This window comes from Streptomyces dangxiongensis, from assembly GCF_003675325.1.
Classification (GTDB): domain Bacteria; phylum Actinomycetota; class Actinomycetes; order Streptomycetales; family Streptomycetaceae; genus Streptomyces; species Streptomyces dangxiongensis.
Genome location: NZ_CP033073.1, coordinates 4,304,221 through 4,322,376, shown reverse-complemented (window position 1 = coordinate 4,322,376; position 18,156 = coordinate 4,304,221). Strand labels below are relative to the sequence as shown.

Genomic DNA, 18,156 nt, shown 5'->3' with positions numbered 1-18,156 from the left:
GCTCCCTTGGGAGCGCGTTGCCGCCCGCGCCCAGCGGTGGGGCGCCACGTACAGTGCCGTCATGACCCATCCGAGCGCCGCGTCGCGCCCCACTCAAGCCGTGGTCCTGGCCGGTGGCCAGGGCTCCCGGCTGCGCCCGTACACCGACGACCGGCCCAAGCCGATGGTCGAGATCCCCGGCACGGGGACGCCGATCATCGGCCATCAGCTCACCTGGCTCGCCGAGGAAGGCGTCACGGACGTGGTGGTCTCGTGCGGCCACCTCGCCGACGTCCTGGAGAAGTGGCTGGACTCGGCCGACCTCCCCGTCTCCGTCACCACCGTCGTGGAGAGCGAGCCCCTCGGCCGCGGCGGCGGTCTGAGGTACGCGGCGGCGCGCCTTCCCCACCCCGAACGGCCCTGGTACGCCACGAACGGGGACATCTGGACGCGGTTCTCCCTGCGTGACATGGCCGACTTCCACACGGAGCGGGACGCGGTGGCGACGCTGGCGCTGGCCCGTCCGCGGATTCCCTGGGGCGCGGTGAAGACCGACGGGTTCGGGCACATCACCGACTTCATCGAGGCTCCGCCGTCGACGTTCGAGATCAACGCGGGCGTGTACGTGTTCTCCCCTGAGTTCTCCGCGATGCTTCCCGAGCGCGGCGACCACGAGCGCACGACGTTCCCCCGGCTGGCCCGGGAGAAGCGGCTCGCGGGTTTCACGATTCCGCACGGGGCCTACTGGCGGGCCATCGACACGGCGAAGGATCTGACGGAGGCCGCGAAGGAGCTGGCGGCGCTGGGGCGGTAGCCGGGGCGCCGGGGGCCGCGTGCGCCGCCCTACGCGTGCGCCGTTCCGACCGCACGACCTCATGTCCTGAGCGCACGACCGCAGGACCGCCCCGCACGACCGCCCCGCACGACCGCCTGGCCGTGATCGACCGCATGACGGCCCGGCCGCGCATGACCGTCTGACCGACCCCACCCGCCCGACCACCCGACCACCCGACCACATGGAGAAGGGCCCCGTACCGTCCTCGGTACGGGGCCCTTCTCTTGCCGCCGGTCCTTCTCGTGGTGCGGGGTGTCAGCCCAGCAGGCCGCCCACCAGGCCCGGCCGGCCCGAGGTCGAGCCGCCGCCCGAACCGGTCGTGCCGCCGGTCGACGTGGTGCCGCCGGTCGAGGTGGTGCCGCCCGTGCCGCCCGTGCTGGTCGGGCCGGCCGTCGTGCTCGGGGCACCGCCGCCCGTGGGCGCGACCCGGCGGGGCGGGACCTGGCCGGTGGTGCCCTGCGTCTGGCTGGGCGTCGTGGTGGTGGCGCCGGTGCCGCGGCTGCTCGTACCGGGAGTCGTCGCCGCGCCGGAGGGGACCGCGCCGGCCGTGGCGCCACCGGTGGGGGTGCTGGTGATCGACGGGGGCTTGCTGTGCCGCTTGCCGGGCTCCTGCGGGAGCGGCGAGCCCGGGAGCTGGTTGCGGGGGGCCTCGCCGGGGCCGGGGACGACCACGCGGCTGGAGTCGCGGACCGCTCCGCCCAGCAGGGAGCCGACGAGGAGGGTGAGGCCGACGCTGACGGCCGTGAGCACCGCACCGCGGCGCAGGACGTAGCGGCGCAGCTCCCAGATGTCGGCGCGGGGGCCGAGCCGGCGCCAGGCGCTGCCCGCGAGACGGCCGTCGACGGAGTAGACGGGGGCGCCGGCGATGATCAGCGGGGACCAGGCGGCGAGGTAGATGATGTCGGGCGCGTCGTAGGCGGGGACCGTCTTCCAACTGACCGTGACGAGCAGGGCGGCGGAGAGCAGGGCGCCGACGACGGCGGCCACGCGCTGCCAGCAGCCGAGGACGGTCAGGACGCCGACGACGACCTGGAGGAAGGCGATGACCAGGCCGCAGCCGACGGGGTGGTGCAGGGCCGTCTGACGCAGTGGTTCGGCGACGGCCCAGGGGTGCAGGGTGTTCAGCCAGGTGACCATGGAGCCGCGCTTGCCGCCGTCGAAGTAGACGGGGTCGCAGAGCTTGCCCATGCCGGCGTAGAGCGAGATGAAGCCGAGGAAGATGCGCAGCGGGAGCAGGACGACGCCGAGGTTGAACCGGCGGCCGGGGTAGTAGGCGTGCCGGGCCGGGTCGTCGCCGTGGCGCTTGGCCGGGCGCGGGGTGCCGTCGTCGTCCGGGTAGGCGTCGTACGGCTCGTGGTCGGCCCAGGTCTGCTCGTCGTAGGCACCGGTCGCCGTGCGCATGTGCGGCAGGAGGCGGGTGCCGTCGGCCTCGGCCGCGGTCCGCTGGTGGCCGACGACGGGCGTCTCGACGGTCCGGTCCAGGGCGTCGTACGTGTCGGCGTACCCGGTCCGGACCCGCGGGACGAGCCGGGTGGCGCCGGCTTGGGACTCGTCGGCGTGGCGGACGCTGCTGCCCCGCACGGCCTGGAGGAGCCGGTGGGCTCCGGTGTCGTCGGGGGCGGACCTGCCGCTCCACACGACGGGACGGCGGCGGCCGGTGGCGCCCGCCGTGCCCACGACGGGCATCCGGGGCGTGTCCTGGCCGGCGCTCAGGTGCCGGGCGATCCGCGGGGACTGGATGTGTTTCGCCGACGCGCCCAGCAGCACGCGGAAGCTGGCGTGAGCGACGATGACCTGCGCCGGATCGCTCGGCACCTTCACCATGCTCAGCGCGGGAGCGTCGTCGATACCCGACGAGCGGTCCCCCGTGGGTGTGCGGGGTGTTCTGGTGTCCACACTCATCTAACCGAGTGACGTGGCGTTAGGACACTGCCTTGACCGCCCGGATGTGTCCGGACCCCGTCAAAGCGGCCCGTCAGGCCACATGGGCGCCGGGATTACCCCACGGGGGCGAGCTTCCGGACGGGCGTTCGCACTCCGCTCCCGTCCGGACGGGACGGTGCTCAGCTCCGCCTGCGGGCCGCCTCGTAGAGCACGATGCCCGCGGCCACGCCGGCGTTCAGCGACTCGGCGCCGCCCGGCATCGGGATGCGCACCCGGTGGTCGCACGTCTCGCCGACCAGGCGGGACAGGCCCTTGCCCTCGCTGCCGACGACGATGACGACCGGGCCGCCCAGGGCCTCCAGGTCGCCGACCTCCACCTCGCCGTCCGCCGCCAGACCGACCACCGTCACGCCGGCCTTCTTGTAGGCCTCGAGCATGCGGGTCAGGTTGGTGGCGCGGGCGACCGGCGTACGGGCGGCCGTACCGGCGGAGGTCTTCCAGGCACCGGCGGTCATGCCGGCCGAGCGGCGCTCGGGGACGATCACGCCGTGCCCGCCGAAGGCGGAGGTGGAGCGGACGACCGCGCCGAGGTTGCGCGGGTCGGTGACGCCGTCGAGGGCGACGACGAGCGGGTCCTCGCCGTTGTCGGCCGCGGCGTCGAGCAGGTCGTCCGGGTGCGCGTACTCGTACGGCGGGACCTGGAGGACCAGACCCTGGTGGTTGAGGCCGTTGGTCATGCGGTCCAGCTCGGGGCGCGGGGCCTCCATCAGGTTGATGTTGCCGCGCTCGGCGGCGAGCTGGAGGGCCTCGCGGACGCGCTCGTCGTTGTCGATGAACTGCTGGACGTAGAGCGTGTTGGCGGGCACGCCCTCGCGGAGCGCCTCGAAGACCGGGTTGCGGCCGACGACCAGCTCGGAGGCGGACTTCCCGCCGCGGCCCCGGGCCATGGGGCGGCGCACGGCCTGCTTCGCCTTGGCGTTGGCGACGCGGTTCTTCTTGTGGCCCTTGCGCATCTCGGCGGGCGGGGTCGGCCCCCGGCCCTCCAGGCCCTTGCGCCGCTGGCCGCCACTGCCGACCTGCGCGCCCTTCTTGCCGGACATGCGACGGTTGTTCGCGGCCATGATCTACCTGTTCTCTACGGAAGTGTGTGTATGTCTGTGCAGTGTGCCGCCCGGACGGCCGGGCGGCACAATCGATCAAAGGGCCGGCCGGGCGGTCAGCGCGGCGGGAGGCTCCAGCGGGGCCCCTGGGGGCTGTCCTCGATGACGAGGCCCGACTGGTTGAGCTGGTCGCGGATCGCGTCGGCGGTGGCCCAGTCCTTGCGGGTACGGGCGGACTCGCGCTGGTCGAGGACGAGCCGTACGAGACTGTCGACCACGCCGTGCAGGTCCTCGCCCCGGTCGGCGCCGTCGCCGGCCCAGTGCGCGTCGAGCGGGTCCAGGCCGAGGACGCCGAGCATGGCCCGCACCTCGGCGAGCCGGGCGACGGCGGCCTCCTTGTCGTCGGCGGCCAGCGCGCTGTTGCCCTGCCGGACTGTGGTGTGCACGATGGCGAGGGCCTGCGGCACGCCCAGGTCGTCGTCCATCGCCTCGGCGAAGGCGGGCGGCACCTCGGGGGCGGGCTCGACGGCTCCCCCGGCCTTCTCCACCACACGCTGCACGAAGCCCTCGATCCGCGCGAACGCCGACTCCGCCTCGCGCAGCGACTCCTCGCTGTACTCGATCATCGAGCGGTAGTGGGGGGTGCCCAGGTAGTACCGCAGCACGATGGGGCGCCACCGGCGGACCATCTCGCTGACCAGGACGCTGTTGCCGAGCGACTTGGACATCTTGTCGCCGGCCATGGTGACCCAGGCGTTGTGCACCCAGTACCGCGCGAACTCGTCGCCGTAGGCCTTGGCCTGGGCGATCTCGTTCTCGTGGTGCGGGAAGATCAGGTCCAGGCCGCCGCCGTGGATGTCGAACGCGCTGCCCAGGTACTTGTGGGCCATCGCCGAGCACTCCAGGTGCCAGCCGGGGCGGCCGGGGCCCCACGGGGTCGGCCAGCTCGGCTCGCCCGGCTTGGCGGACTTCCACATCGCGAAGTCGCGCTGGTCCCGCTTGCCGGTCTCGCCCTCGCCGGACGGCTGGAGCAGGTTGTCCAGCTCCTGCCGGGACAGCTCCAGGTACGACGGGAAGGACCGTACGTCGAAGTAGACGTTGCCGTCGGCCTCGTAGGCGTGCCCGCGCTCGATGAGGCCCCGCATCATCTCGATCATCTCCGGCACGTGGCCGGTGGCGCGCGGTTCGTACGCCGGCGGCAGGCAGCCGAGGGCCGCGTACCCGTCGTTGAAGGCTCGCTCGTTCTCGTACCCGATCGACCACCACGGGCGGTTCTGCTCGTGACTCTTGGCGATGATCTTGTCGTCGATGTCGGTGACGTTGCGGACGAACGTCACCTCGTAGCCGCGGTACGCGAACCAGCGGCGCATGATGTCGAAGTTCAGGTTCGAGCGGACGTGGCCGATGTGGGGGGCCGCCTGCACGGTGGCGCCACACAGGTAGATCGAGACACAACCCGGCTTGAGCGGGGCGAAGTCACGGATCTGCCGGGCGCTGGTGTCGTACAGGCGAATAGTCACCACTCCAGGGTAGTGGGCGCCGGACAGTGCCATGCGCCCACCGCCGGGAACGCCACGGCTCACGACATCCCGACGACCTTCCGCGGCCGGATCCGCACGACGACCCGCTCGGCGTCGTGGACCGAGGCCGGATTGAAGTCGGCGTAGTCCTTGCCGGTGTACTTGCGGCTCAGCTCGTCGATGAGCTGGCGACCGCCCTCGGTCGTCATCTCGGCGACGCCGCGGATCTCGGCGTACTCGTAGGGCTGGTCGGGGTTCATGACGACGACGGTCACCCGGGGGTCGCGCTCCAGGTTGCGGTACTTGCGGCGGTCGGTCGTCGTGGAGAAGAGGACGTCGTCACCGTCGCGCTTCACCCATACCGGGGACATCTGCGGGCTGCCGTCGGGCTGGAGGGTGCCGACGACGATGAACACGGTGCCGTCGAGCAGGGACTTCACACGGTCGGACAGGGCAGCGGACACGGGTACCTCCACACAAAGCCGTCAGCGGTGACTCTCCGGGTACCCTCGCACGCTCTCAGCCCACCCGCACCACGAGTGCCGTGGCCACCGCCATCAGCCCCTCCCCGCGGCCCGGGAAGCCGAGCCCGTCGGTGGTGGCGCCGGAGACCGAGACGGGGGCGCCGGCCGCGTCGGAGAGGATCTTCTCGGCCTCGTCCCGCCGCTTGCCGATCTTCGGGCGGGGGCCGACCACCTGGACGGCGATGTTGCCGACGGCGAAGCCGGCCTCGCGCACGATCCGGGCGGCCTCGGTGAGCAGGGTGACCCCGGACGCCCCGGACCACTCGGGCCGGCCGGTGCCGAAGTGCTGTCCCAGGTCACCGAGGCCGGCGGCGGAGAAGAGGGCGTTGCACGCGGCGTGCGCCACGACGTCGGCGTCGGAGTGCCCGGCCAGGCCGGGCCCCTCGCCCTCCCAGCGCAGGCCCGCGCACCACAGCTCGCGGCCCTCCTCGAAGGCGTGGATGTCGGTGCCGACGCCGACCCGGGGCAGCACCGGCGGCGGCTGGGGGCCGGATGCCTCAGAAGCCATCGTTGAGCCTCCTGCGCGCCAGGACCGCCTCGGCGAGGACGAGGTCGAGGGGGCGGGTGACCTTGAAGGCCTCCTCGTGACCGGGGACGGCCACCACTGTCAGGCCCAGCCGTTCCACCATGCTCGCGTCGTCGGTGACGTCGTCGGTGACTTCCTCGTGGGCGCGGACCAGGGTGGCGCGGTCGAAGCCCTGGGGCGTCTGGACGGCGCGCAGCCGGTCCCGCCGGGGCGTGGCCACGACCGGTTCCGGGTCGCCGGCGACGGCCGCGGGCTCGACCTCCTTGACGGTGTCGGCCAGCGGGAGCGCGGGGACCACGGCGGGCGCGCCGTCGCGTACGGCCTCGATGACGCCGTCGACCGTGTCGACCGGGACGAGCGGGCGGGCCGCGTCGTGGACGAGGACGACGCCGTACTCGGGCGGCAGGGCGTCGAGGCCGAGCCGGACCGACTCCTGCCGGGACTCGCCGCCGGACACGACGAGGAAGTCGGTCCGCTCGGGCAGGGCGTGCGCGTCGAGCAGGGACTTGACCTCGGCGGTGCCCTCCGGCGGGGCCACGACGACGACGAGGGAGACGTGGCGGGACGCGGCGAGGGCGCGGACCGCGTGGATGAGCATCGGCGTGCCGTTCAGCGCGCGGAGTGCCTTGGGGGCGCCCGGACCGAGGCGGACGCCTCGGCCGGCTGCGGGAATCACGGCGGCGACGGGGCTCTGCGCGGGCGTGGGGCGCGATTCGTCAGACATCGGTTCCTGTCAGGTTTGTGTGCTCGACCTACGTGGGTATGGCCTGGGAAGTGCCTGGTGCGACGCCTTGACCGGACCCTTTCCGTGACCCTGGTCGAGCCGCCGGCCCGGGCCCGGCACGACGCGTACGGGGGGTTTCCCCCGAGGTGCCCGGCGAGCGTTGCGGCGTCCCGTCCGGTCGGTGGGGATCCTCGGGGTTCCGCCGCGGTTCTTCCGGGGTTCACCGTGATGCGTTCCGGGGACGAACATGCCGCAGCGCCCGGCGACAGGGTAAGTGTCATCGGGCACCGCGGCATTTACTGGGCTGAGCGTGCCGGAAGCGAGGGTTCGCTGCCGCTGCGCGTCAGGAGGCGAGCACCTCGTCGAGCAGGGCCTCGGCCTTGTCCTCGTTCGTGTTCTCCGCGAGGGCCAGCTCACTGACCAGGATCTGGCGAGCCTTGGCGAGCATGCGCTTCTCACCGGCGGAGAGTCCGCGCTCGCGCTCACGACGCCAGAGGTCACGCACGACCTCGGCGACCTTGATGACATCGCCGGAGGCGAGCTTCTCCAGGTTTGCCTTGTAACGACGCGACCAGTTCGTGGGCTCCTCGGCATACGGCGCACGCAGCACCTCGAAGACCCGGTCCAGCCCGTCCTGACCGACCACATCACGCACGCCGACGAACTCCGCATTGTCCGCTGGCACACGTACCGTCAGGTCACCCTGGGCGACCTTCAGCACCAAGTAGGTCTTGTCCACGCCTTTGATCTGACGAGTTTCGATAGCCTCGATCAGCGCGGCCCCGTGATGGGGATAGACCACGGTGTCGCCAACCTTGAACGTCATGTGACAGGTACCCCTTCCGTGGCTATCCAGGGTAACACGGATACGGCGTCTTCTGAATGGCGTTTTCGCAGGTCAGGGCATATCTCGGGGCTTGACAACAGCATCCGGAACGTGCTGCGGAGCGTCCGCGGAAGCGGGTATTCGCAGGTCGGAGGGGCTCTGTGGGCGGGCCGAAACGAGTACGTCACACACCCGGGCAGGTCCGCCCGAGTGGCTGAACGCCCTGATATGTCCGCTTCCAAGCGTACGACTTCCGCTACTCCGTTCGGTGACCACAGGCGGATGTGAGCCGATTCCTGAATTGATCAACGGCCGCGCGAGCCGCGCTCCGTGATCAATATCGTGGGCGGTGCGGAATCCTTCACGGAAATCTCGCAAGCGGTGCCGTGCGGATGTCGCGCGTGTTGTCGCGAGTCTCTCGCCGTTTGTCGCGAGCCGCTCGCCCGCGCGTTATGTGAATGACAGACGAGCGTCCCCGCAATGTGACGAGGGTGTCGCCCGCGGACCCGTGGGGTACCCCCACCCGGAGGGAAGGCCGCTGCTTGGGGGAGGGTCGGGTGCGGTCGTCCGGGAACGGCTCGGTAACCTGAGCCCGCTGACAGACCCTTAGGGCGGCTTTATCAGGGGAGCCGCCCGCGCGTTCAAGGAGTTGCCGCCGCCGTGAGCAGCAGCCTTCGACGCGGCGCCCTCGCCGCCTCCGCCATCGCCTTCTCGATCGCCTCGCTCGCCGCCTGCGGCGCCGGCAACAACGCTCAGACGCTGGAGATCCAGCCGGACAACGCGGCCGTCCACGTCGGTGACATCAAGGTCCAGAACGCCGTGGTCATCACCCAGCCCGACCTGAAGGCGGCGGGCCCCGCGGTGATCTCCGCGAACGTGTTCAACACCGGCAGGACCGACCAGACCCTCCAGTCGGTCACCGTGGAGGGCAGCGGTACGTCCGTCGAGCTGAAGGCCGCCAAGGGACAGAGCCTGACCGTCCCGGCCGGCGGCTCGCTGATCCTCGGCGGCAAGGGCAACGCCTCCGCGGTGCTGCCCAGCGGCCGTGAGGCCGTCCAGGACGGCAACGCCCAGAAGGTCACCTTCACCTTGAGCAAGACCGGCAAGGTGACCCTGCGCGCCTTCGTCGTCCCGGCCGCCAGTTACTTCGGCGAGTGGGGCCCCTCCGAGGTCCCGTCCGCCCCGGCGTCCGCCGGCGGCGCCCCCGGCGCCACGGCCTCCGGCGGCGCGACCGCCACCCCGAGCGGCAAGCCGGGCAAGGGCGGCGCGGCCGGCTCGTCGTCCAGCGCCTCGGCGGCCGTAGCCCCGACCGACTCGGCGTCGCAGTCGAGCGCCGGTCACTGAGACGGTTGTACGGCGAAGGGCGGCACCCCGCGCGGGGTGCCGCCCTTCGCCGTACGCACGTGGTGCGCCCTACGGGTTGCCGGCTTACGGCTCGAACTTGTAGCCCAGCCCCCGCACCGTCACCAGGTAGCGCGGCGCGCCCGGGTCCGGCTCGATCTTGGCGCGCAGCCGCTTGACGTGCACGTCGAGGGTCTTGGTGTCGCCCACGTAGTCGGCGCCCCAGACGCGGTCGATGAGCTGCATGCGGGTCAGCACCCGGCCGGCGTTGCGCAGGAGCATCTCCAGCAGGTCGAACTCCTTCAGCGGGAGGTCGACCTTGGAGCCGCTGACGGTCACCACGTGCCGGTCCACGTCCATGCGGACCGGGCCCGCCTCCAGCGCGGCCGGGGTGACCTCCTCCGGCTCGCCGCGGCGCCGCAGCACCGCGCGGATCCGGGCCACCAGCTCACGCGAGGAGAAGGGCTTGGTGACGTAGTCGTCGGCCCCTATCTCCAGGCCGACGACCTTGTCGATCTCGCTGTCTTTCGCGGTCACCATGATCACGGGGACGTTGGAACGGCCGCGTAGCTGGCGGCAGACCTCGGTGCCGGGCAACCCCGGCAGCATCAGGTCGAGGAGGACCAGGTCGGCGCCGTTGCGCTCGAACTCGTCCAGTCCGTCGGGACCGGTCGCCGCCACGGCGACCTCGAAGCCCTCCTTGCGCAGCATGTAGGACAGAGCGTCGGAGAAGGACTCCTCGTCCTCGACGACGAGCACTCGGGTCACGGAAGGACCTCCGGGGCGGGAAGCGGAGCGTACGGGGATGAGTCGGGGCCGGCCTCGTCGTCGAGGTCGGGGTGCTGCTGTGCGCGGTCGCGGGCCGCGGCCGCCTCCGGCAGCCGGATGGTGAAGGTGGAGCCCTGGCCTTCGGCGCTCCACACCGTGACCTCCCCGTCGTGCGAGGCGACCACGTGCTTGACGATGGCGAGACCCAGACCGGTGCCGCCGGTGGCCCGCGAGCGGGCCGGGTCGACGCGGTAGAAGCGCTCGAAGATGCGCTCCCTGTCCTTGTCGGAGATGCCGATGCCCTGGTCGGTGACGGCGATCTCGATCATGTCACCACCGGGCGCGGCGATCTGCCGGGCGGCGATGCCGACGCGGGTGCGGGCCGGCGAGTAGTTGACGGCGTTCTCCACCAGGTTGCCCAGGGCGGCGGCCAGTTGGCCGCGGTTGCCCCAGACGCGCAGGTCGTCGGCGCCTCCGGCGGCCATGGTGATCTGTTTCGTACCGGCCTGGTGGCGGCAGCGGTCGATGGCCTCGGCGACCAGCTCGTCCACCCGGACGGGCTCGGCGTCCTCCAGAGGGTCGTCGTTCTGCACCCTCGACAGGTCGATCAGCTCCTGCACCAGGTTGGTCAGCCGGGTCGCCTCGATCTGCATCCGGCCGGCGAAGCGCTGTACGGCCTCGGGGTCGTCGGAGGCGTCCATCACCGCCTCCGAGAGGAGGGACAGCGCGCCGACGGGGGTCTTCAGCTCATGGCTGACGTTCGCCACGAAGTCACGTCGTACCGCCTCGATCCTGCGGGCCTCCGTCAGGTCCTCGACCAGCAGCAGGACCAGGCGCGAGCCGAGCGGCGCCACACGCGCGGAGACCGCGAGGGCCTCGCCGCGTCCGGTGCCGCGCCGGGGCAGGTCCAGCTCGACCTGCCGTATCTCGCCATCCCGCCGGGTGTCCCGCGCCATCTGGAGCATCGGCTCCACGGCGAGCTTGCCGCCGCGCACCAGCCCGAGGGCGTACGCGGCGGAGCTGGCCTTGACCACGGCGTCCGCCTCGTCGAGGACGACCGCGGAGGAGCGCAGCACCGACAGCACGGTGTCCACGCCGGGTGGCAGTACGGCATCGGTGTGCAGAGAAGTCCTGGTCGGCCGCTTCTGGTCGCGTTCACTCCAGCGGAACGCCAGCATGGCGATGACACCGGTGAGTACCCCGGCGATCGCTGCCGCTGCGGCGACCGCCGCGTTCACGTCCATACCTTTAGGTTAGGCATGGCGTACGACATGACCACAGCCACCGAGGTGCGACCTCGAACACTCGTCGCCCAGAGTTCACCTGGAGGCCGGTAGTGGTTCATTTGGGGTGGCGGAAACGGACGCGTACGGGACGGAACGTGGGAGCGTGGGGTTCGCACCGCCGGTTTCGCCACGGGGCGCGTGGTGTCACATCCCCCGTAGACCCCCCGAAGCACACGTACGAGAGGGAACTCTGATGCGGGACGCGTACCACGAGGAACTGGACTCGATCGGCGACGGACTGGTGGAGATGGCCCGGCTGGTCGGATCGGCGATCGGACGCGCCACGACCGCCATCCTCGATGCCGACCTCAAGCTGGCCGAGAGCGTGATCGAGGGCGACCAGAAGATCGACGAACTCCAGCACGACCTGGAGGCTCGGGCGATAGCCCTGCTGGCCCGGCAGCAGCCGGTCGCCACGGATCTGCGCATCGTCGTCACGTCACTGCGCATGTCCGCCGACCTGGAGCGCTCCGGTGACCTCGCCCAGCACGTGGCGAAGCTGGCCCGGCTGCGCTTCCCCCAGCGGGCCGTTCCGCAGGACCTGCACGCCACGATCCTGGAGATGGGCCAGCTCGCGCAGCGGCTGATGGCCAAGGCCGCCGAGGTGATCATCACCAAGGACGTCGACCTCGCGCTCCAGCTAGAGCAGGACGACGACGAGATGGACCTGCTGCACCGCACGCTGTTCCAGCACCTGATCGACGAGCGCTGGAAGCACGGCATCGAGACGGCCGTGGACGTCACCCTGCTGGGCCGCTACTACGAGCGCTACGCCGACCACGCCGTCGCCGTCGCCAAGCGGGTCGTCTACCTCGTCACGGGCGAACACGCGGACAACCTCCAGGCGGACATCCAGCCGGTCACGGGGGCGGAGGGGGCGTAGCCCTTACGGGGGCGGGGGGGACGGCGCCGGGGGGCGCCGCTTGATGGGGGCGCTTGCCGGGGGGCTCGGCGATCGGTCCGAGGCGGGGTTGCCGGGGGGAGGGGGCTTGTCGGTGGTCGGTTGCCGGGGGGAGGGGGCTTGTCGGTGGTGTGGCGGAGGCGCGGGGGCGCCTCCGTGCGCCGTTGATGCGCCCGGCGGAACGGGCATGGAATAGGCGAGGGCATCCCTGCCCCAGCGTCTAGGAGGGACCCATGGCCGAATCCCCCGGCACCACCCCCGATCCCACTCAGGAGCGCGAGACCGACCAGCCCGCCGAGATCAGGAGCCTGCCGCTGTTCGGCGCGTGCGGCTGCGGCTCGGGATGCGGCTGCGGATGCCAGTCGGGCAACCCCTGCCAGTGCGGCTGAACGACCCCCGGGCCGGTGTGAACGCCCTTCGCACCGGCCTTCGTCGTCCCCGACCGCCGGCCGCCCCACCCTCTGTGCGGGTCCGCAAGATCATGCGAGGGTGAGCGCATGACGGCACCGGAAGCCACGGTCAGGGCGGTCGACGAGGTCGAGGAACTCGCGGTGGAAGGGCTGCGGTGGCTGACCGCGGCGGCGCGGGAGACCTCCGGAGGAGGCCTCGCCTGGCCGACCAGACCCTCGGACGACGAACTCGACCCGATGCTCTACAGCGGTACGGCCGGAATCGTCCCCGTACTCCTGGAGGCATGGCGGCACTTCCGCGACGACTCCTACGCCGACGCCGCCCTGCGCGCACTCCTGACCACAGGTTCCGCATCCCGTGAAGGACTTCCCCGTGGTCGCCTCCCTTGTGGGCGCTTGCCGCGGAGTAGTCCGGGTGCGCACCTGTCCGGTGGGCGTTCGCTCACGACGCCGCTCCAGGTATCCGGCCGCTTCCAGCTCCCTGAGTGCTCGCGAGACGAGGATCTCGCCCTCGCTGAAGTGCTCGCACAGGGCGGTGATCGTCACGGACGAACCATCGGGCAGGGAGGCGATGTACGCCGCGACGCCGACCGTGACCGCGCTGCCGCATCGCTGCACGAGGCCGTTGGAGAGCACCGTGAAGTCGGCCGTCAGCCGGGTGCGTACGTGGATCACGCCGGAGGTCGGTGTTCCGGCGTCGGCGCGCAGGGGCGCGTTAGACTGCGGGTCAGCCATCGGGAAGGGGTCTACTTCCTGATCGGTCAGGCCCTCGATCGGGATTGCCGTCCCGGCCGGGGGGCGTATCTGTTTGCGGTTGTCGCGGCGAACGTAACCGTCCGTATCCCGCCCTTGCAAGCCGGTCACTCGGACGGGTGACGCGCACTTCCGGGCCGGGGAGGGTGGGTGGGCGGGTAGTTCTTTCCCCGGTTCTTTCAGGAGGTCAGTGGCTCGCCGGACCCTCGCGGACAAGGACCCGGTGAGCCCGGACCAGGGACGGCGACCGGAGCCCGGCCGCCTCAGGGACGGCGGCGCCCGGCCTTCAAATCGCCTATGAAGGCGTGCCAGGAGGGGGTTCCGAGGCACAGCGCCGGACCGTGCGGAACCTTGCTGTCACGGACCGGGACGACGGCCCGGAACCCGTCGGCCACCTCCACGCAGTTGCCGCCCTCCTGATTGCTGTAGCTGCTCCTGCGCCACACGGCGGCGCTCAGCTCGGGGCGGGAGATTCGCTCCACGGTTGTAGCCCTCCATCGCGGATCGGATCATGTCGAGCGACATGAGCGGGGGCAGGGCATTCGCCCGTAGCCGATCGTAGGTCACCATGAAGTGCCTGACTTCGGCCGGATCCTCGATGAGTTGGCCGTAATGCGCGCCCTCCGTGTAGGCGACTTCGGAGCCGTCCGGCAGCGTGAGCACCGTCAAGGAACCACCCATCGCGTCATGCTCGCCTTGATCGAACGGCAGTACCTGCACGGTGATGTGACGTTCCGACGCAGCGTCGAGCAATCGCGCCAACTGCTTCCCCGTCACGGCGTGGCCGCCGACCGGACGCCTCAGTACCGCCTCGTCCAGGATCACCCACAGCTCCGGCCGATCGGGCGAACCGAGCCGCCCCTGCCGCGTCATGCGGAAGGCGAGCCGTTCCTCCAACTGCTCCTCACCGCTGAGCGTCAGTCCGACGCTCAGAACGGCTCTCGCGTACTCCTTGGTCTGCAACAGGCCGGGCACCACGTGCGCCGCGTACTCACGGATGGACACGGCCCGCTCCGAGTGTGTGATGAACGCCCGCGACCAGTCCGGGAACGCCTCCCGGTACACGTACGGCCACAGCTCGACCAGCAGGTCGTCCGCACCGAGGGCCGTGTCCAGCGCGCGCGCCAGTTCCAGCGTCGGCTTGGCCCCGGACGCCCGCTCGATCTGCGTGATCCGCGTGCTGACGACGTGCGTTCTCTCGCCGAGTTCCGCCTGGGTCAGTCCGGCCGCCGTGCGGAGCCTGCGCACCCGCGCGCCGAACAGAGCCGCCATCGACGCACTGGGGTCAATTGCATTGGCCAAAGCGTCACTTCCCTCTCTTACGGCTCGAAAAGTAAGCCTGCTCCACCTGTCGAGCGTAGGGCGATGAGACGACTCTTGTTCACGGAACGTGACGATTCACGTACCCAGGGAATTCCCCACGCTCGACAGGTAAGGACGGACAAGCCGTGCTCACAGGAACGGCCACCCCGGGAGACGAGCCGGACCGGGCCACCGCGCCCGCCGAGACGGCACGCGGACTCCTGTCCTTCTCGGCGCAGTTCGTCTCCACACCGCGCGGTGCGCAGCTCGCCCGGCGGCTCGCCGTCCGGCGCATGGAGGAGTGGGGCTGTCCGCCGGCCTCGGACGCGTCGTGCACGGTCGCCCTCATCGTCGGCGAACTCGCGGCGAACGCCGTGCGGCACGGCCGGGTCCCCGGACGTGACTTCGGCCTCCGGCTCACCCTCGACAGGGCTACGGGCCTGGTCCGCATCGAGGTCGCGGACGCCGCCTCGGCCAAGCGACCGCCGACGGTGCCGCCCTCGTCGTACCCGGAAGGCGAGTCCGGCCGAGGGCTGCTCCTGGTGGACGTCCTGGCCGCGCGGTGGGGGTCGGCACCACGGCGGCCGGTCGGCAAGACGGTATGGGCGGAGGTGCCCGTCGAGACACCGAGAGGATGAGCCCCCCTCTCGTCCGGGCTGCCAGCTCGCGGACGGTCACAGCACACCAAAAAGCCCCCACCCTGCGAAGAGCTTGCAGGTCGGGGGCTTGGAGGTGAGCGCTTACTTCTTCTTGCCCTGGTTCTTGACCGCCTCGATCGCCGCCGCCGCCGCGTCGGGGTCGAGGTAGGTGCCGCCCGGGGTGGTCGGGTGGAAGTCGGCGTCCAGCTCGTAGGAGAGCGGGATGCCCGTCGGGATGTTGAGGCCCGCGATGTCGGTGTCGGAGATGCCGTCCAGGTGCTTGACCAGGGCGCGCAGCGAGTTGCCGTGGGCGGCGACCAGGACGGTGCGGCCGGTCAGGAGGTCGGGGACGATCGCGTCGTACCAGTAGGGGAGCATCCGGGAGACGACGTCCTTCAGGCACTCCGTGCGCGGGCGCAGCTCCGGGGGGATCGTCGCGTAGCGCGCGTCGTGGGCCTGGGAGAACTCGGAGTCGTCCGACAGCGGGGGCGGCGGGGTGTCGTACGAGCGGCGCCAGAGCATGAACTGCTCCTCACCGAACTCGGCCAGCGTGGCCGCCTTGTCCTTGCCCTGGAGGGCGCCGTAGTGGCGTTCGTTCAGGCGCCACGAGCGGTGGACGGGGATCCAGTGGCGGTCCGCGGCCTCCAGCGCGAGCTGGGCCGTGCGGATGGCGCGCTTCTGGAGGGACGTGTGGACCACGTCGGGCAGCAGGCCGGCGTCCTTGAGCAGCTCACCGCCGCGGACCGCCTCCTTCTCGCCCTTCTCGTTGAGGTTGACGTCCACCCAGCCGGTGAACAGGTTCTTCGCGTTCCACTCGCTCTCGCCGTGGCGGAGGAGGATCAGCTTGTACGGTGCGTCGGCCATGGCCTTCAGCCTACCTAAGGGGCCTGGGGGCCGCGCCGCCCACCGAGGGAGTGGCACGGGCCGCCCGGCCGGGGGATCGGGGTCGCCGCGAGGTTTTCTGCACGTTCCGGTTAATTCTTCTACAACCTTTCGTCACATTCGGCTGTCTTGTTGTCGCCAGGAAGGTCAGGGCTCAGGAAGAGGAGCACCGAACGTGACCGTGCGTTCCTTTGCGCGGCGGATGCGTCCGCGGGTCGAGCGGAAGGCCGCCGAGCGGGTGTGGCAGCTCCGTACGATGCGGCGGCGCCGCAAGGCGGCGGTCACTGATCCGGTGCTGCGTCCGGTGGCCGTGCGCGGCCAGCAGCTCTACGGCAGGGTCGTGGACCGGTTCAGCGCGGCCGAGGCGGCCGCGTCCAACCTCGGTCTGGTGGTCGCCGCGCTGGAGCGGGAAGGCATCTCCTACTTCCTGGTGCCCTCGTCGTCCCGGATCCGGCACACGGTCGCCGTGAACGTCGTGGACCGGGAGCGGTTCCTCGCCGCCCTGGAGACCCTGAACGCCGACACGGCCGTGTTCATCGGCCGCCCCCTGCCGGGCGGGCAGCTCAAGCATCCCGCGCTGTTCCTCGACGGCGCGCTGCCGGCCCCGCTGCGTACGGCCCCCGTGCTGCGGGTCGGGGAGAACCACCTCGGGCCCGCCGGACAGCTACTGGCCGGGCCGGAGCTGGCCTGTGACGTGGAGTTCTGGGAGGACGGCGCGGAGCTGCTCGCGTCCGCCGACGGACCCCGGCGGCTGGCCAAGGTGCAGCCGCAGGCGTCGGCCGACATCTTCGCCGAGTCGCTGGTCACGCCCCGCAACAACGGGATCACGGACGTGCTGCCGGCCGCCGAGCAGACGCCGGTCACCGTCCGGGTCGGGGACCGGGAGCTGCCGAGTTTCGCCCCGCTCGCCCTGCCGACGGTGAACCAGGTGACCTTCCCCGTCGACGTCGTCTACACGTGGGTGGACGGCGAGGAGCCGGCGATGCGGGCCAAGCGGGCCCGCTACCAGGACCACGGCATCGCCGAGATCCTGGACAAGGAGACCAACGCCTCCCGCTACACCAGCCACGACGAGCTGAAGTACTCGCTGCGCTCGCTCGCGATGTACGCCGACTTCGTGCGGCACATCTACATCGTCACCGACGGCCAGAAGCCGGACTGGCTCGACGACAGCGCCCCCGGGATCACGGTCGTCGACCACCGCGACATCTTCCCCGCGGACGTCCTGCCCGTCTTCAACTCGCACGCGATCGAGACCCGGCTGCACCACATACCGGGCCTGTCCGAGCACTACCTCTACTTCAACGACGACGTCTTCGTCGGCCGCCGGATCACCCCCGAGCACTTCTTCTTCGGCAGCGGCCTGATGAAGATCCCCGTCTCGCCGCTCAAGATCGGCGTCGGCGAGCCGCACGCCGAGGAGACGGCCACCAACTCCGCCGGCAAGAACGTACGGCGGCTGCTGCTGGAGGCGTTCGGGCGGATGACGACGAACAACTTCATGCATACCCCGCTGCCGCAGCAGCGCGCGACGCTCCAGGCGCTGGAGGAGCTGTTCCCGGAGGACATCCGCCGCACCACCGCGTCCCGGTTCCGCTCGCCGCAGGACATCGCGGTGACGGCGCCGCTGCTCTACCAGTACGCGCTGATGACGGGACGCGGTGTGCCCGGCAAGTTCAGCTTCCGGTACGTGAACATCAGCCGCCCGGACGCCGAGCGGCGCCTGGCCGACCTGCGGCGCAACCGCCGGTTCGACTTCTTCTGCCTCAACGACGTCGACGTGCCGCCGGAGGAGCGGGAGCAGGTCAGCGTGCGGATGCACGAGTTCCTGGAGAACTACTTCCCCTTCCCCAGCCCCTTCGAGAAGCCGCAGACGCCTCCCGCGGTCTCCGTGGCGCGGCAGACGGTTTCCCCGGTGTCCGCTCCTGCCTCCTTCGAGACGCAGAGCTGACGGGCC

At 71.2% G+C, this 18,156-nt stretch carries 18 protein-coding genes and 1 pseudogene; 6 read left to right on the top strand and 13 right to left on the bottom strand.

Annotated elements, in window-relative coordinates; all coding sequences use genetic code 11:
- The first annotated feature begins 61 nt into the window (after positions 1-61).
- Positions 62-793 carry a nucleotidyltransferase family protein gene (locus D9753_RS19395; protein ID WP_121788140.1) on the top strand — a complete coding sequence of 244 codons (732 nt, stop codon included), beginning with the start codon at positions 62-64 and terminating at the stop codon, positions 791-793.
- A gap of 276 nt (positions 794-1,069) precedes the next feature.
- Here D9753_RS19395 and D9753_RS19390 read toward each other — a convergent pair whose 3' ends face one another.
- The 7 genes from D9753_RS19390 to D9753_RS19355 form a co-directional block, all read right to left on the bottom strand.
- A complete protein-coding gene (locus tag D9753_RS19390; protein ID WP_205614202.1) occupies positions 1,070-2,716 on the bottom strand; it encodes a DoxX family membrane protein in 1,647 nt (548 codons plus the stop codon).
- Between the two features lie 161 nt (positions 2,717-2,877).
- Complete coding sequence (gene rlmB / locus D9753_RS19385) at positions 2,878-3,819, bottom strand: 23S rRNA (guanosine(2251)-2'-O)-methyltransferase RlmB (RefSeq protein WP_121788138.1); 942 nt, start codon at positions 3,817-3,819, stop codon at positions 2,878-2,880.
- A gap of 95 nt (positions 3,820-3,914) precedes the next feature.
- The gene (cysS, locus tag D9753_RS19380) at positions 3,915-5,318 is read right to left on the bottom strand and encodes a cysteine--tRNA ligase (RefSeq protein WP_121788137.1); all 1,404 of its coding nucleotides are present in this window, start codon (positions 5,316-5,318) and stop codon (positions 3,915-3,917) included.
- Between the two features lie 59 nt (positions 5,319-5,377).
- Positions 5,378-5,782 carry a PPOX class F420-dependent oxidoreductase gene (locus D9753_RS19375; RefSeq protein ID WP_121788136.1) on the bottom strand — a complete coding sequence of 135 codons (405 nt, stop codon included), beginning with the start codon at positions 5,780-5,782 and terminating at the stop codon, positions 5,378-5,380.
- A gap of 55 nt (positions 5,783-5,837) precedes the next feature.
- Positions 5,838-6,350, bottom strand: coding sequence for a 2-C-methyl-D-erythritol 2,4-cyclodiphosphate synthase (gene ispF, locus D9753_RS19370; protein ID WP_121788135.1), 513 nt, complete (start codon positions 6,348-6,350; stop codon positions 5,838-5,840).
- Positions 6,340-7,092, bottom strand: a complete 753-nt coding sequence (ispD, locus tag D9753_RS19365) for a 2-C-methyl-D-erythritol 4-phosphate cytidylyltransferase (RefSeq protein ID WP_121788134.1) — start codon at positions 7,090-7,092, stop codon at positions 6,340-6,342. Before ispD ends, ispF begins: the two co-directional genes overlap by 11 nt.
- Positions 7,093-7,435: 343 nt before the next feature.
- Positions 7,436-7,918, bottom strand: coding sequence for a CarD family transcriptional regulator (locus D9753_RS19355; RefSeq protein ID WP_003953493.1), 483 nt, complete (start codon positions 7,916-7,918; stop codon positions 7,436-7,438).
- A gap of 660 nt (positions 7,919-8,578) precedes the next feature.
- Between D9753_RS19355 and D9753_RS19345 the strand changes: the two genes are divergently transcribed.
- Complete coding sequence (locus D9753_RS19345) at positions 8,579-9,262, top strand: copper chaperone PCu(A)C (RefSeq protein ID WP_121788133.1); 684 nt, start codon at positions 8,579-8,581, stop codon at positions 9,260-9,262.
- Positions 9,263-9,346: 84 nt separating this feature from the next.
- Here D9753_RS19345 and D9753_RS19340 read toward each other — a convergent pair whose 3' ends face one another.
- Together D9753_RS19340 and D9753_RS19335 are read right to left on the bottom strand one after the other, a co-directional pair.
- The gene (locus tag D9753_RS19340; RefSeq protein WP_010358452.1) at positions 9,347-10,027 is read right to left on the bottom strand and encodes a response regulator transcription factor; all 681 of its coding nucleotides are present in this window, start codon (positions 10,025-10,027) and stop codon (positions 9,347-9,349) included.
- Entirely contained in the window at positions 10,024-11,271 is a 1,248-nt protein-coding gene (locus D9753_RS19335; protein ID WP_121788132.1) for a sensor histidine kinase, read from the bottom strand. The genes D9753_RS19340 and D9753_RS19335 overlap by 4 nt, the downstream gene beginning before the upstream one ends.
- A gap of 235 nt (positions 11,272-11,506) precedes the next feature.
- On the opposite strand from D9753_RS19335, the gene phoU reads away from it, so the two are divergent.
- Together phoU and D9753_RS36605 are read left to right on the top strand one after the other, a co-directional pair.
- Positions 11,507-12,196, top strand: a complete 690-nt coding sequence (phoU, locus tag D9753_RS19330; RefSeq protein WP_121788131.1) for a phosphate signaling complex protein PhoU — start codon at positions 11,507-11,509, stop codon at positions 12,194-12,196.
- A 251-nt stretch (positions 12,197-12,447) separates the two neighbouring features.
- The gene (locus D9753_RS36605; RefSeq protein WP_163010735.1) at positions 12,448-12,603 is read left to right on the top strand and encodes a hypothetical protein; all 156 of its coding nucleotides are present in this window, start codon (positions 12,448-12,450) and stop codon (positions 12,601-12,603) included.
- A gap of 429 nt (positions 12,604-13,032) precedes the next feature.
- On the opposite strand, the pseudogene D9753_RS19320 reads toward D9753_RS36605, so the two are convergent.
- The 3 genes and pseudogenes from D9753_RS19320 to D9753_RS19310 form a co-directional block, all read right to left on the bottom strand.
- Positions 13,033-13,359: pseudogene (locus tag D9753_RS19320) on the bottom strand (hypothetical protein); the annotation flags it as partial.
- Between the two features lie 281 nt (positions 13,360-13,640).
- Positions 13,641-13,823 carry a DUF397 domain-containing protein gene (locus D9753_RS38030; RefSeq protein WP_121788130.1) on the bottom strand — a complete coding sequence of 61 codons (183 nt, stop codon included), beginning with the start codon at positions 13,821-13,823 and terminating at the stop codon, positions 13,641-13,643.
- On the bottom strand, positions 13,735-14,649 hold the full coding sequence (locus D9753_RS19310; RefSeq protein WP_121788129.1) for a helix-turn-helix domain-containing protein: 915 nt from the start codon (positions 14,647-14,649) through the stop codon (positions 13,735-13,737). Before D9753_RS19310 ends, D9753_RS38030 begins: the two co-directional genes overlap by 89 nt.
- A 176-nt stretch (positions 14,650-14,825) precedes the next feature.
- On the opposite strand from D9753_RS19310, the gene D9753_RS19305 reads away from it, so the two are divergent.
- Positions 14,826-15,317, top strand: a complete 492-nt coding sequence (locus D9753_RS19305; protein ID WP_121788128.1) for an ATP-binding protein — start codon at positions 14,826-14,828, stop codon at positions 15,315-15,317.
- 102 nt (positions 15,318-15,419) lie between these two features.
- Here the strand turns inward: D9753_RS19305 and D9753_RS19300 are convergent, their stop codons facing one another.
- Positions 15,420-16,181, bottom strand: a complete 762-nt coding sequence (locus tag D9753_RS19300) for a phosphoglyceromutase (RefSeq protein WP_121788127.1) — start codon at positions 16,179-16,181, stop codon at positions 15,420-15,422.
- A 193-nt stretch (positions 16,182-16,374) separates the two neighbouring features.
- On the opposite strand from D9753_RS19300, the gene D9753_RS19295 reads away from it, so the two are divergent.
- Positions 16,375-18,150, top strand: a complete 1,776-nt coding sequence (locus D9753_RS19295) for a stealth family protein (RefSeq protein WP_121788126.1) — start codon at positions 16,375-16,377, stop codon at positions 18,148-18,150.
- Positions 18,151-18,156 lie beyond the last annotated feature (6 nt).

Bases quoted from the DNA above. Each gene is read 5' to 3' on its own strand.
- D9753_RS19395 (WP_121788140.1), top strand. From the start codon at position 62: ATGACCCATCCGAGCGCCGCGTCGCGCCCCACTCAAGCCGTGGTCCTG.
- D9753_RS19390 (WP_205614202.1), bottom strand. From the start codon at position 2,716: ATGAGTGTGGACACCAGAACACCCCGCACACCCACGGGGGACCGCTCG.
- rlmB (WP_121788138.1), bottom strand. From the start codon at position 3,819: ATGGCCGCGAACAACCGTCGCATGTCCGGCAAGAAGGGCGCGCAGGTC.
- ispF (WP_121788135.1), bottom strand. From the start codon at position 6,350: ATGGCTTCTGAGGCATCCGGCCCCCAGCCGCCGCCGGTGCTGCCCCGG.
- ispD (WP_121788134.1), bottom strand. From the start codon at position 7,092: ATGTCTGACGAATCGCGCCCCACGCCCGCGCAGAGCCCCGTCGCCGCC.
- D9753_RS19355 (WP_003953493.1), bottom strand. From the start codon at position 7,918: ATGACGTTCAAGGTTGGCGACACCGTGGTCTATCCCCATCACGGGGCC.
- D9753_RS19335 (WP_121788132.1), bottom strand. From the start codon at position 11,271: ATGGACGTGAACGCGGCGGTCGCCGCAGCGGCAGCGATCGCCGGGGTA.
- phoU (WP_121788131.1), top strand. From the start codon at position 11,507: ATGCGGGACGCGTACCACGAGGAACTGGACTCGATCGGCGACGGACTG.
- D9753_RS36605 (WP_163010735.1), top strand. From the start codon at position 12,448: ATGGCCGAATCCCCCGGCACCACCCCCGATCCCACTCAGGAGCGCGAG.
- D9753_RS19310 (WP_121788129.1), bottom strand. From the start codon at position 14,649: ATGGCGGCTCTGTTCGGCGCGCGGGTGCGCAGGCTCCGCACGGCGGCC.
- D9753_RS19300 (WP_121788127.1), bottom strand. From the start codon at position 16,181: ATGGCCGACGCACCGTACAAGCTGATCCTCCTCCGCCACGGCGAGAGC.